Here is a 12,237-nt window from a genome sequence, read left to right on the forward strand (position 1 = left end):
TTATGAAAAGAGTAATTGCTCGATTAGACATAAAAGAGAATAGGCTTGTCAAGGGGATTCACCTAGAGGGATGGAGATTCTTGCCTCATAGTCCAAATGAATATTGTTACCAATATTACACAGAGGGAATTGATGAGATTATTTATATAGATGCAGTAGCAAGTCTATACAATCGAAACTCTTTGAGAGAGATTATTAAAAGGACAACAGATAATGTTTTTATTCCCATTACGGTTGGAGGTGGAATCAGAACAATCGAAGATGCTAAGGAAATATTACGTTGCGGTGCAGACAAAATAGCGATTTGTACTCAGGCGGTGAGAACCCCCGAAATCATCAGTAGGGTGGCAGAGAAGTTTGGTGTACAATGTATGGTTTTGTCTGTTCAGGCAAAAAAAGACCAAGCAGGAAACTATAAGATTTGGTATGATGTAGCAAGGGAAAAAACGGAAAAAGATGTTGTAGAATGGGTGCAGGAAGCCGAAGAGTTGGGTGCAGGAGAAATATTATTGACATCAGTGGACAGGGAGGGAACAGAAAAAGGAATGGACACAGAATTGATTGAGAAAGTATCAAAGGCAGTAACAGTCCCTGTTATCGCCTGTGGTGGCTTTTCAAATCCTTCAGATTTTGTGCGCTCAATTCAATCCGGAGCAGATGCGGTTGCTATAGCAAAGGCTTTGCACTATGGGAAAACCTCCGTAAAAGAAATTAAATCAGTTGCTTTGGCTTCAAACATAAAGGTAAGAAAGACAGAATGATTAAAGTAGGTATTATAGATTATGGTATGGGGAATCTGTTAAGCCTTAGCAGAGCATTGGAATATGTGGGTGCGAAAGTGATAACCATATCAGAACCGGAGCAAATAGCAAATACAGACTTGTTGGTTCTACCCGGAGTCGGAGCATTTCACACAGGTATGGCAATGCTTAACAAAAAGAGATTTAAAGAAGGAATTGATAGCTATGTAAATACCGGGAAACCATTTATGGGAATTTGCCTTGGAATGCAAATGCTGTTGACAAAAGGATATGAATTTGAAGAATCAAAAGGATTGGGGTTGATTGAAGGAGATGTTTTGCTTCTCCCTGATGGATTAGAGGATTGTAAGGTTCCTAATATCAACTGGCATGAGATAGAAGAACCATCTGAGAATAAATGGAAGGAAACAATATTACACAATACAAATCCTCATGCATGCTTCTATTTTGTTCATTCATTTTTTGCCAAACCGAAACATAACAATGAAGTTTTAGCAAATACAGAGTTTGGTAGTTTTAGATTCGCTTCTGCCATCAAGAAAGACAATGTTTTTGGCACACAATTTCATCCTGAAAAAAGCGGAAAAGAAGGACTTAACCTTTTAAAAACCTTTCTTACATTATGAGAATCTTAGGAGTTATTCCTGCACGAGGTGGCTCAAAAGGAGTTCCAAGAAAAAATATTAAACTATTAGGAGACAAACCTTTAATTGCTTATACGATTGAAGCAGCTTTGCAATCCCAACTAACTAAAGTGATTGTTTCCACAGATGACGAAGAAATTGCTGAAGTGTCTAGACAATATGGAGCAGAAGTACCTTTTATGCGTCCCGCGGAGTTAGCCTCCGATACCGCTTCATCGATTGATGTTGTTTTACATACTTTAACAGAAGTTGAAGACGATATGAATGATTATGAAGCGGTCATGTTGTTGCAACCAACAACCCCATTCAGAACTTATAAAGATATAAATGAATGTATAAATAAGTTTAATAATTCAGATTCTGATTCCCTCATCTCTGTTCGTGAAGTACCGCATGAGTTTAATCCACATTGGGTTTTTGAAGAAAAGTCAATAGGATTTTTATCAATTGCTACCGGAGAAAAAGAAATCATAAAAAGAAGACAAGATTTGCCGAGAGCATACTATAGAGACGGTGCTATTTATATGGTTAATAGTATGGTGTTGAAAGAGAAAAAAACTCTATATGGGGAGACAATCAGCTATTGGATTAATAAAAGCCAAGAATTTGTAAATATTGATACTATGGAGGACTGGGTTAAGGCTGAGAGAATAATTTCATCAAAATGATTTTTGCTAAAACTATTCTTGATAAGGAATCAATAGAATTTGCTTTAAGAAATAAGGTTGATTCTATCTTGTTTTGTGAAACCAAAATAGATTTTCAGAATATAGCTCAAATAGCATTTATTAATTGTTCTGATAATAGAATTGCCAGCAGTTGGTTTACATGGAAAGTCAATAATAAAGTGCTGATATCCTTTAAAGAGAAATTCCCTTCTTTTTTTAAATGGGGTAAATATGATATGACCTTAGCCTATCAAAAAGCTTTGTATTGGTCAAATCAAAAAACCGGATTTTTACATTATACAAAAGAAAAATACTTTAGTGAAGAAAAGGTTCTTTATATGGAGCCTATGCACCCGTATAATAAATGGAAAACAAAGCTGAAATATACAATACAAAGGCTCAAATCATCACGAAAAGTAGAGGAACTCAATAATTTTCCAAAGTCAAAACAAAAGGGAATTTTTATTAAAAACACCTTTCAGCTTAAATTGTACAAACATGTTATGAAGGAAGCCTTAAAGAATATTGATGATTACAAGGTGCTGACTTTAGATAAAGATTGTTATAACCGGCTTTCTGATATGGGTTGGCATAGTGAGAACTTGGTTTTTATAGAACAACAGAATATAACTTTTACTTTTCCGCATGTAAATCTTATTAAACTCAAAAATGAAGATTGGTTTGTACTAAATCAGTTATTGATTCATTGGCAGGAGTTCGGGCAATGGGTTGAAATTGCTGAGACTATTACTAAATCAGGTGTTTCTAGTCTTCTAATGAATGAAGCAGAAAATGGAGTTTTTGGAGCAGTAATGGGAGAAGTGCTTGGTAAAAATGGAATTAAGACTTTTAATACCATGAACGGAATGAAAGCGGGACAAGCGCAAGATGCTTTTATTAACTTTGATTATTGGTTTGTTTGGGATGAGCAATTGAAATCACTTTTGCGAGATAAGTGTGGATTGGATTCTTCAAAACTATTGGTGTCAGGGCACTTAATGGAAGATGAAGTAAGAGATTTTCAATTTCAAAACAGTTTAGGAATTGACAAAATACAATTAGAAGGCAAAACAGTAATATCTGTTTTTTCAATCCCTGAACTATGTGAAGAAAAGCGTCAAACATTTAACTTTATATACAAATTAGCTGAATTAGATTCTGAATTAGTATTTCTCTTACGTCCACACCCATCCGAAACTGAAGAAGAAAAGATTATGTCTTCTGCTGAATTGAAAAATGTTTATTGGATAAATTCAACGCCTGAAAATTCAAAAACCACTTTATATGACCAACTAAGCATCAGTGATTTGAGTATTTGCTTTGGCTCTACGATTGCTTTAGAAAGCAAATGGTTTGGAGTTCCATGCATAACAGTAGAAAAAAGACCTGAAAGCTTGATTTATGCAGTGGATGGAGAAATGATAGTAAAGACAGAGGTTTTGGAGAAAAGAATGATTCACGAGTTGTTAAATAAAGACAAACAAGCAAGGCAAAGTAGAAAGGAACTTGTTAGTGAGATTATGCTTTCTTCAATGTTGAACCCTAATTAGTAAAGAGATAGTTTGAATAAAAAGGTCCTAATCATCTGTTATACTTTTCCTCCTTATCCCGGTATTGGAGGTCGGAGATGGGCAAAATTTGCAAAGTATCTAAATAGACAGGGAGTAGATGTTGCTGTCATTGCTGCCAAGAAGTCTCTAAATTCACGTTCCTTATGGGAGAAGGACATACAAGAGTTTGTTAACAAAATAGATTTTCTGCCTTCTCATTACCCTGATATTCTAACCCGGATTCCTCAAACACTTTTAGAAAAGATTCGATATAAAATTGCTTTACAATATGTGAAAGCAAAGGTAAAAGGGAATTATTTCGACCACTCTTCTTTGTGGGCTAATACCTTAGTAAATCAAGTAGAACAGAAGATAAAACAAGGGTATAATAATGTAGTGGTATCTTGCGCACCCTTTGCTAGTTCTCGATTTGTGATTGAATTAAAAAATAAATATCCGGAAGTAAATTTCATCTTGGATTTTAGAGACCCTTGGACAGATAACAAAACTAGTTTTGGGTTTACTACTATTTCTTCCAAAAGACTGAAAATAGAAAAGGAAGTAGAAAGAATGGTAGTAAATCAGTATGATACCATACTTTCTGTTTCGGAAGAGATGACGCAAAGATTTAAAAGCCTTTCAAATAGCGATAATACTTTTCTAACCGTACAGAATGGTTTTGATAGAGAGGATATTCAACTAGTCAATTCTAAAGATAAAAATAAGAAGGAAGACAAGTTAACCTTTATCTATGCCGGCACATTGTATAATCAGGCAATACATGTATTCGAGAAATTATGTCAAGTGTTAAAAGAAATCAAAGAGACTAATTCAAATATCTATTCTAAGCTTCAATTTGATTTTTATGGACATGCACCACAAGAGTTTAAAAATTTAGCGAGAGAAATTGAATGTATTTGTTTCAATGGAGAAGTTGACAAGGAAACTGCATTAACGGAAATACAGTCCTCACAGGTGGCAATGTTAATCTTGACAGATGATATAACTTATTCTTTTAGCACAAAGTTTCATGAATATGTTTCCTTTAAAACCCCAATTGCAGTTTTTTCAAGCGGTGGCAAAACCGGAGAGTATGTTCAAGCTAATGGAATTGGATATAATTGTACCATAGAGGAGATGAAAAATAAGATTGTAAAAATCTTTCAAGATTGGGAGACAGACAACCTAGTTTTCAATCCTGCATACGATATAGAAAAACATGATATAGAGAGAATAACTGTAGAGGAACTAATTCCTTTATTAAAATAATACGAGAAAGAAATTACTTTGTGCTTACTCATTCTATCTTAGCGTCTGTTTTCACTTTGTGTTCTTAGCGAGAAATTCTCAGCGCTCTCCGTGCCTTCTCCGTGTCCTCTGTGGTTAAACAAAGTAACTACTCTCAATCCTTCTTTGCGTTCTTTGCGTTTCTTTTCTTTGCGTTCTTTGCGAGAAAGCTTCTTCTCCGTGCCTCCTCTGTGGTTAAATGAAGTAATTGAGAGTTTACGGTTATATCCATAAAAAATTGCTTTAAAATATTAAATTTGCGGTTGTAACCATATAAATGATTTTAAGAGCAAGTTACATTCAAGAACTAAGTAAGTTTATAGACAAACCCTTTGTCAAGATTCTTACAGGTATTAGACGTTGTGGCAAATCCACAGTTCTAAAGTTACTCAAAGAAGAGCTGATAGCACAAGGTATTAAGCAGGATAATATATTATATGTGAACTTTGAAAGTTTCTCATTTTCTGAAATTAATTCTGCCACAGCTTTTTATGATTTTATAAAAGACAAAATTAAAGCTGATAAGAAGTATTATCTATTATTAGATGAAATTCAGGAAGTTGATCAGTGGGAAAAGGCAATTAATTCATTTCTAGTGGATTTTGATGTAGATATTTATTTAACGGGGTCTAATTCTCATCTGCTATCATCTGAATTAGCGACTTATCTTGCTGGTAGATATATAGAGATACCTGTGTTTACTCTTTCATTTAATGAATTTTTGGATTTTAAGGCTCATTATTCTCAAGGTGAAGTAACAAATACACAAGAAAGTTATTTGTCTTATTTGCATTTAGGTGGCTTTCCTGTTATTCATACAGCTCATTATACGGAGGAAACAGCCTACAAGGTTGTATATGATATTTATTCATCGGTTATACTACGCGATACAGTACAAAGGTATAAAATTAGAGATATTGAATTGTTGGAACGCGTTGTTAAATATGCCTTTGATAATGTAGGGAATACATTTTCTGGTAAAAATGTGGCGGACTATTTTAAAAGTCAGCAAAGGAAGATTGATTTAAACACCGTATATAATTATTTGCATGCTTTAGAAGGTGCATTTGTATTATATCGTGTTCCTCGTTATGATATAAGAGGTAAGGAGATTCTTAAAACGCAAGAGAAGTTTTATGTGAGTGATGTATCATTGCTCTATGCAACGATGGGTTTCCGAAATAGAATGATTTCAGGTATTTTAGAAAATATAGTTTTTCTTGAATTAAGAAGACGGGGATATAAGGTTTATGTAGGTAAATTAGATTCGAGAGAGATAGATTTTATCGCTGAAAAACAATCCGAAAAAATATATTTACAAGTAGCTTATAAGCTTGATAATGAGCAGGTAGTAGAAAGAGAGTTTTCGCCATTATTAGCGATTCATGATCAATATCCCAAAATGGTAATAACTATGGATGATTTTTGGCAAGAATCCATCGAAGGTGTAAGGCATTTGCATATAATTGATTTTTTACAAAATGAATTGTATTGAGGGTTTTAATGAGTCTAAAACTCCTCTGTGCCTTCTCCGTGCCCTCCGTGGTTAAACAAAAGGAAAAAATTTTAAAATTAAATAACATGCAACACTTACTAGAAAAATACGAACATATCCAAAAGCTACTCAAGCTGGATAGAGATTATCCTGATCGCAGGGAATTTCATAAAATGCTATCTCCTCTTTTATTAGAAATGACGGCAGACAAAGAGTTTATGAAAGATATTGTCAAAAGAAATTTCTCGGACGAAGGATATCTTAAACAGGTTTGGTCCGGATACAATATTCCTTTCCTTTATGTGTATGAAAATGAGAATTTCTACCTCAAAGTACACCTTTTCCCACCGGAAAAAGACGGTCGCGATAACGTGGCAGCACATTGTATTCATCACCACAATAATTACATTATCACCACCAATGCATTCTTTGGAACCGGTTATGAAAGTTTTCTCTTTGAAAAGAATCCAATAACCGACCCCAAAACATTGGATGTGGACTTGAAAATCACTAAACACTTCCATCAAAAAGATTGGAATCCAAGTATGGTAGATAGCTGGGAGCCCCATGTAGTATTTATTCCCAAGGTACTTTCTGCAACCTTGATTATTTGGTCACCGGATAAAAAAAGAACTACAGATACCCTAAGACAAAATCCATTGTTAAAATCTGTAAAAGCTCCTTTGCGTTGGCTCATTCACAAAGTTGGTTTGACAAACTCTTTTGGGTTAGCGGCAGAAAAAACGTATCAGTTTTATCCAAATCCTAATGGAAAAGGTTTTAAGGGAATAGAAGAAGGAGAATATTTTGCACCAACCAAAGCGGATAAAGGTCCTAAGGTAGATGAGTATTCTGCACAAATGATATTTGCATTCATACAGAGAGCAGGATTGTTTGATGAAGAGTTCTTTAAAGAACACATAAATATTATCCCAAGTTATTATCATAAGTTTATAGATATGTGTGCCTCTGGAGAACAGATTTCGGATGTTTATCACAGAACAGTAATTAATGTACCTCAGAAGACGTATTTTAGAGAGGATATAGAGCAGGCTTAATACAAGCTGTTTTCACGCAAAGACCGCAGAGAGGCAATTGTCGCTAAGAGCGCAAAGTTGTTTCACACGAAGCTGTTTTCGCGCAAAGACCGCAGAGAGGCAATTGTCGCTAAGAGCGCAAAGTTGTTTCACACGAAGCTGTTTTCACGCAAAGACCGCAGAGAGGCAATTGTCGCTAAGAGCGCAAAGTTGTTTCACACGAAGCTGTTTTCACGCAAAGACCGCAAAGTTATTTAACACAACGGTTGCAAGTTGAATATGATAATTTGTTACTTAGGCTTTACAGTAATAATTTTGTAGAAGCTTTATAATTAAATAATGATGACAGAGAATGAACTTTCAAATAAGATAATTGGGGTTGCTATTGAACTGCATAAATCAGTTGGAGCAGGTCTGTTAGAATCTGCTTATGAAAGTGCCTTTGCTTATGATTTAAGGGAGGCAGGTTTGAAGGTTTTGCAGCAAGTTGAATTACCTTTTATTTATAAAGAAGTCCGTTTAGAAGTAGGTTATCGAATAGATTTATTAATAGAAGATAAAGTATTGATTGAAATTAAATCTATAGAGAATTTAGCTCCAGTACATTTTGCCCAAACTCTTACCTATCTTAAATTATCGGGAATTAAACTTGGTTTACTTATCAATTTTAATTCTAAATATCTCAAAGATGGGATTCATAGATTAGTAAATAATTTATAAGCTAAATCATCTTCGCGTTCTTCGCGTTTCATTAACCTTAGCGTTCTTTGCGAGAAATTTTATAGGTATTGTCTGTCTTCGCGCTAAATTATCCTTTGCGGTCTTTGCGAGAAAATAAAAATGAAAATCTTATATTACTCCCCCCACCCAACTCATGACATAGTCTCAGAAGTCGGCTATGCCACTCACCAACGTGAAACTATTATTGCTCTAGAACAATTAGGGCATGAAGTTCTGCCTGTGATAATGGGTGGTGCAACGCGTGAGGATTTATTATATGAAGGTGGTAAAGCATCTGACCCTTCCGGGTTTAGAGGATTTCTAAAAAGATTGCTTCCATCCTTTATTTGGGTTAGTATTCGGGATTTATTGGTGATGCGACATGACACACATGCGGGTGAAAGATTAGAAAAAGCAATTCAAGAATTCCAGCCGGATTTGATTTATGAACGCTCTGAGTATCTGCAAGACAGCGGAATCAAACCTGCTCAGAAACACAGAATTAAATATTATTTGGAAGTCAATGCCCCTTTTGTAGAGGAAATGAAAGCCATGCAAGGTTATAGCATTTGGTTGTGGCTGGGACACCGTAAGGAAAGAAAGAAATACAAAGCAGCAGACAAAATCTTTGTGGTCTCCACTGGCCTCAAAGATTTTCTGATAAGACGATATAAGGTAGATTCACACAAAATTGTAGTATCTCCTAATAGAATAAACAAAGAGAAGTTTTTAGAAAGAGCTGCACTCCCGCTGTCTTTCGAAGTCAATTTTAGGAATGAAGCACCTATCATTGGATTTGTTGGTTCTATTTTGCCACACCATCATTTAGATTTATTAATTGAAGGTTTTGCAGAGATTATTCATAAAGGTTTAGAAGCTAATCTTTTAATAGTGGGCGAAGGAACTCACAGGGATGTTCTTCAGGAATTGGTCAAGCAAAGAAAGGTAGAAGACAGGGTGATTTTTACCGGGAAAGTACCCTTTGAGCAGGTGCCGGCTATCATTAATTGTATGGATATTTGTGTAATGTCCGGTTCGAATTGGTATGGCTCTCCAATCAAGATTTTTGAATATGGTATTTTAGGGAAATCGGTTATTGCACCACGTACAGAACCGGTTTCAGAAGTGATGACAGACGGTGTAGATGGCATTTTGGTTGAACAAAATAAAAAAGATATTGCTCAGGCATTAGAGAAACTGATTATTGATAAAGATTACCGTGAAAGACTAGGTCAATCTTTTAAAGAAAAAATAATAAGAGAATATCAGTGGAAACATGCAGCAGAGATGATTGTGGATTAGGCGGGCGCTTCGACTACCCTTCGACTACGCTCAGGGCAAGTCGTTCAGCATTCACTCGATAAGATTATTCTGAGTTTTATATTGGATGATTCTTTCTTTGCGTAAGTTTTCTCTTTGCGCCCTCCGTGCCTTCTCTGTGTCTTCTGTGGTTAAACAAAGAAATATAAGAAAAATAACTACTCTCAATCCTTCTTTGCGTAAGTTTTCTCTTTGCGCCCTTTGCGAGAAACTCTTGGCGTTCTTTGCGTGAAACCTTCTCCATGTCCTCCGTGGTGAAACAACTCTTTACTTCACCATAGTTCCTTCCAACTGTTTTGACAAAGGAACTCCCGGAATAATTTCTTTATGGCATTTCTTTCCGATAGAGTATGAGCAACCTGCGCAAGCCAAAGGAACTTCATCGGGGACATCATCCGTGAACATTCTTCTGGCAGTTGTATAGTTTCTATTATTCCAAATAGTCTGCAAATCATTTTCTAAAAGATTCCCAAAACTCTCTTCATTTCTATAAGAAAGAGAACATGGCAATACCATCCCGTTTGCATTAACATAAATACTTGACCATAAGCTTTTGCAACCGTCTTCATCTTGCACAAAGTTTGGATTATTTCTATTCTCTTGAGCTATATCATAAATATCCATAATTTTTGGAGTTGCCATAAATACTTCAAATGAATCCACTCCTAATTCGTGTGCATGTTTTCGTGCATCTTCCACCTCATGTTTATTATGTTCAAAAACTAAGAACTTCCATGTAACAATAGGATACTTGCTTTTGAGCCTTTTTTTAGCAGCAATGAGCATTTTTACATGATCAAAAACAGTGTCAATATTGCCTTTAACTCGATATTGGCTATATGCTTCCTGTGTATTTCCATCAATGGATAAATAAACGTGAGTCAATCCGGACTTTACACAATCTTCCGCCATTTTTTCACTGAACAAATTGAAGTTGGAGTGAAGTGTTGTTCCAATTCTTTTCTCTCTTGTAAGGTCAATCATACTAAAGAGATCTTTGTTCAAAAAAGGCTCTCCCCAATTGTAAAGGGCGATACTTAGTGCATGATTTTCAAAATTCTTGAGGAAGGTTTTGTAATTCTTAAAAGAAAGCATTTGGGGTTGAATCATTTCAGGGTGTTTGATTCCTGTATGGCAGCCGGGACATCTGAGGTTGCATACATTCCCCGGGTCAATGGTGATTTTATATGGTAAACTTTTCATGTTAACCACTTTCTTTTTAAATTCTTTGTTGTTCAGAATGATGTTCTGAAACTTATGAATGCTCCCGTACTTGTAAAAGTAGAATGCATATTTTTTATAAACAGATAGGGTTCTCACTATATTATTTTAACTAAAACTAACGCTCGTTAGGTTGGCGCAAAGATATTATTTTTATTTTACAGCCTAATACCCCTTGATTACTCATTGCCAATAACCAATATCTCAGTGATTTCTGCTAAACATATCACCCTTCTCACCGATGGCATTTTCCCTTTTTCTATCGGAGGAATGCAGAAACATAGCTATCATCTTGCCAAAGAATGGGCAAGACAGCAAGTTTCGGTAACAGTAATCCATCCGCATAAAATTACAAAAAATAAGCGGAACAGAGCTTTTAGCCATGAGGAATTACAGTATCTTGATTTTCAGTTTGTAGAGTTTCCGAGTTCGCCAAAATTCCCCGGACATTATTTGTATAATAGTTTTCGCTATGCAAAAAATATTTACCTGCATTTGAAAGGAATACCGTGTGAAAGGATTTATGCTCAGGGATTTACAGCTTGGTATTTTCTCAAAAAAAATCCTTTTGATAAGAGGATTATAACTAATTTGCATGGATTGGAAATGTATCAATGGTCGGTCAACTCCAAAAATAAGCTGGAGCATAAACTACTGAGAATTGCCTCAGATTTTATTATTAAAAACTCCTTTAGACAGATTTCTTTAGGAGGAAAATTAACGTCAATTTTGAATGAACAAGGAGCAAAGCCAAGTTCAGTCATAGAAATTCCTAATGCCATAGATGCAGAATGGATTCAAAAAAATGACATAGACTTTCCATCAAATGGAAAAAGAAATTTTGTTTTTGTGGGTAGATATGAGTTGAGAAAAGGCATTGAATTAATCAATCAGGTAATAAATAAATTCTTGAATTCCGGTTTTGAGTTTTCCTTCTCATTTATTGGTGATATTCCTAAGGAAAAGCAAATTCAAACTACGGATAAATCCGTTGATATTACTTATTTAGGTTCAATTTCAGAACCTAAAAAAATCAGAGAAATACTCATTCAATCCGATGTCTTGGTATGTCCTAGTTTTTCAGAAGGGATGCCAACCGTTATTTTGGAGGCAATGGCTTGCCGGTGTGCTATTATTGCAACGGATGTAGGAGCAGTGAGTGAATTGGTGGGTGCAGAAAATGGTATTTTAATTTCACCAGGAAATATTGCTGAATTTGAGCTCGCTTTCAAAAAGATTCTTTCCATTTCAGAAGAGGAGTTATCTCAGTTTCAAACCTCTTCTTTTGAAAAGATTCAACAGAATTTTCTCTGGTCTTCTGTAGCCCGGAAAACACTTCAAGCATTTGAAGTAAAGTAAGTTTTTCTTGAAAAAATTGTTTACTCGGTGTAACCGAGCTGGGAGATCCGTGTGTATTAAATTTTGCTTGCTATCTCATACTTTAGGTATGAAAAAATAAAGGTTCAAACCCTCTCGGTATTTTAACACAAGTAATGTCTGAAATATAGCTTTTGAATTCCTAACTTTGCACCTC

The 12,237-nt window shown here is 35.2% G+C and carries 12 protein-coding genes; 10 read left to right on the plus strand and 2 right to left on the minus strand.

All coding sequences use genetic code 11. The annotated features are described in order from the left end of the window. Nucleotides 1–2 precede the first annotated feature (2 nt). The 9 genes from M9892_09505 (at nucleotide 3) to M9892_09545 (ending at nucleotide 9,464) form a co-directional block, all read left to right on the plus strand. Nucleotides 3–761: an imidazole glycerol phosphate synthase cyclase subunit gene (locus M9892_09505; GenBank protein ID MCO5254586.1), complete on the plus strand. Its 759-nt coding sequence runs from the start codon at nucleotides 3–5 to the stop codon at nucleotides 759–761. Beyond that, nucleotides 758–1,387 (plus strand): imidazole glycerol phosphate synthase subunit HisH, encoded by a 630-nt coding sequence (gene hisH, locus M9892_09510; GenBank protein ID MCO5254587.1) that lies wholly within the window; start codon nucleotides 758–760, stop codon nucleotides 1,385–1,387. Before M9892_09505 ends, hisH begins: the two co-directional genes overlap by 4 nt. Next, the gene (locus M9892_09515; GenBank protein ID MCO5254588.1) at nucleotides 1,384–2,073 is read left to right on the plus strand and encodes an acylneuraminate cytidylyltransferase family protein; all 690 of its coding nucleotides are present in this window, start codon (nucleotides 1,384–1,386) and stop codon (nucleotides 2,071–2,073) included. Before hisH ends, M9892_09515 begins: the two co-directional genes overlap by 4 nt. Further along, nucleotides 2,070–3,623: a hypothetical protein gene (locus M9892_09520; protein ID MCO5254589.1), complete on the plus strand. Its 1,554-nt coding sequence runs from the start codon at nucleotides 2,070–2,072 to the stop codon at nucleotides 3,621–3,623. Before M9892_09515 ends, M9892_09520 begins: the two co-directional genes overlap by 4 nt. A 12-nt stretch (nucleotides 3,624–3,635) precedes the next feature. After that, nucleotides 3,636–4,892: a glycosyltransferase gene (locus M9892_09525; GenBank protein MCO5254590.1), complete on the plus strand. Its 1,257-nt coding sequence runs from the start codon at nucleotides 3,636–3,638 to the stop codon at nucleotides 4,890–4,892. Nucleotides 4,893–5,187: 295 nt separating this feature from the next. Next, nucleotides 5,188–6,405 carry an ATP-binding protein gene (locus tag M9892_09530; GenBank protein ID MCO5254591.1) on the plus strand — a complete coding sequence of 406 codons (1,218 nt, stop codon included), beginning with the start codon at nucleotides 5,188–5,190 and terminating at the stop codon, nucleotides 6,403–6,405. Between the two features lie 86 nt (nucleotides 6,406–6,491). Continuing rightward, nucleotides 6,492–7,463 carry a hypothetical protein gene (locus M9892_09535; protein MCO5254592.1) on the plus strand — a complete coding sequence of 324 codons (972 nt, stop codon included), beginning with the start codon at nucleotides 6,492–6,494 and terminating at the stop codon, nucleotides 7,461–7,463. Between the two features lie 321 nt (nucleotides 7,464–7,784). After that, nucleotides 7,785–8,162, plus strand: coding sequence for a GxxExxY protein (locus M9892_09540; GenBank protein ID MCO5254593.1), 378 nt, complete (start codon nucleotides 7,785–7,787; stop codon nucleotides 8,160–8,162). Between the two features lie 120 nt (nucleotides 8,163–8,282). Continuing rightward, nucleotides 8,283–9,464, plus strand: a complete 1,182-nt coding sequence (locus M9892_09545) for a glycosyltransferase family 4 protein (GenBank protein ID MCO5254594.1) — start codon at nucleotides 8,283–8,285, stop codon at nucleotides 9,462–9,464. A gap of 76 nt (nucleotides 9,465–9,540) precedes the next feature. On the opposite strand, the gene M9892_09550 is transcribed toward M9892_09545, so the two are convergent. Both M9892_09550 and M9892_09555 read right to left on the minus strand, forming a co-directional pair. Beyond that, nucleotides 9,541–9,726, minus strand: a complete 186-nt coding sequence (locus tag M9892_09550; GenBank protein ID MCO5254595.1) for a hypothetical protein — start codon at nucleotides 9,724–9,726, stop codon at nucleotides 9,541–9,543. A gap of 23 nt (nucleotides 9,727–9,749) precedes the next feature. After that, nucleotides 9,750–10,685 (minus strand): radical SAM protein, encoded by a 936-nt coding sequence (locus M9892_09555; protein MCO5254596.1) that lies wholly within the window; start codon nucleotides 10,683–10,685, stop codon nucleotides 9,750–9,752. A gap of 225 nt (nucleotides 10,686–10,910) precedes the next feature. Here M9892_09555 and M9892_09560 point away from each other — a divergent pair, with 225 nt between their 5' ends. Then, on the plus strand, nucleotides 10,911–12,062 hold the full coding sequence (locus M9892_09560; protein ID MCO5254597.1) for a glycosyltransferase family 4 protein: 1,152 nt from the start codon (nucleotides 10,911–10,913) through the stop codon (nucleotides 12,060–12,062). Nucleotides 12,063–12,237: the final 175 nt, after the last annotated feature.

The sequence above is a fragment of the Bacteroidota bacterium genome (genome assembly GCA_023957335.1).
Lineage (GTDB): Bacteria > Bacteroidota > Bacteroidia > NS11-12g > UBA955 > JALOAG01.

Bases quoted from the DNA above. Each gene is read 5' to 3' on its own strand.
- M9892_09545 (MCO5254594.1), top strand. From the start codon at position 8,283: ATGAAAATCTTATATTACTCCCCCCACCCAACTCATGACATAGTCTCA.
- M9892_09555 (MCO5254596.1), bottom strand. From the start codon at position 10,685: ATGAAAAGTTTACCATATAAAATCACCATTGACCCGGGGAATGTATGC.
- M9892_09530 (MCO5254591.1), top strand. From the start codon at position 5,188: ATGATTTTAAGAGCAAGTTACATTCAAGAACTAAGTAAGTTTATAGAC.
- M9892_09540 (MCO5254593.1), top strand. From the start codon at position 7,785: ATGACAGAGAATGAACTTTCAAATAAGATAATTGGGGTTGCTATTGAA.
- M9892_09505 (MCO5254586.1), top strand. From the start codon at position 3: ATGAAAAGAGTAATTGCTCGATTAGACATAAAAGAGAATAGGCTTGTC.
- M9892_09515 (MCO5254588.1), top strand. From the start codon at position 1,384: ATGAGAATCTTAGGAGTTATTCCTGCACGAGGTGGCTCAAAAGGAGTT.
- hisH (MCO5254587.1), top strand. From the start codon at position 758: ATGATTAAAGTAGGTATTATAGATTATGGTATGGGGAATCTGTTAAGC.
- M9892_09550 (MCO5254595.1), bottom strand. From the start codon at position 9,726: ATGGAGAAGGTTTCACGCAAAGAACGCCAAGAGTTTCTCGCAAAGGGC.
- M9892_09535 (MCO5254592.1), top strand. From the start codon at position 6,492: ATGCAACACTTACTAGAAAAATACGAACATATCCAAAAGCTACTCAAG.
- M9892_09520 (MCO5254589.1), top strand. From the start codon at position 2,070: ATGATTTTTGCTAAAACTATTCTTGATAAGGAATCAATAGAATTTGCT.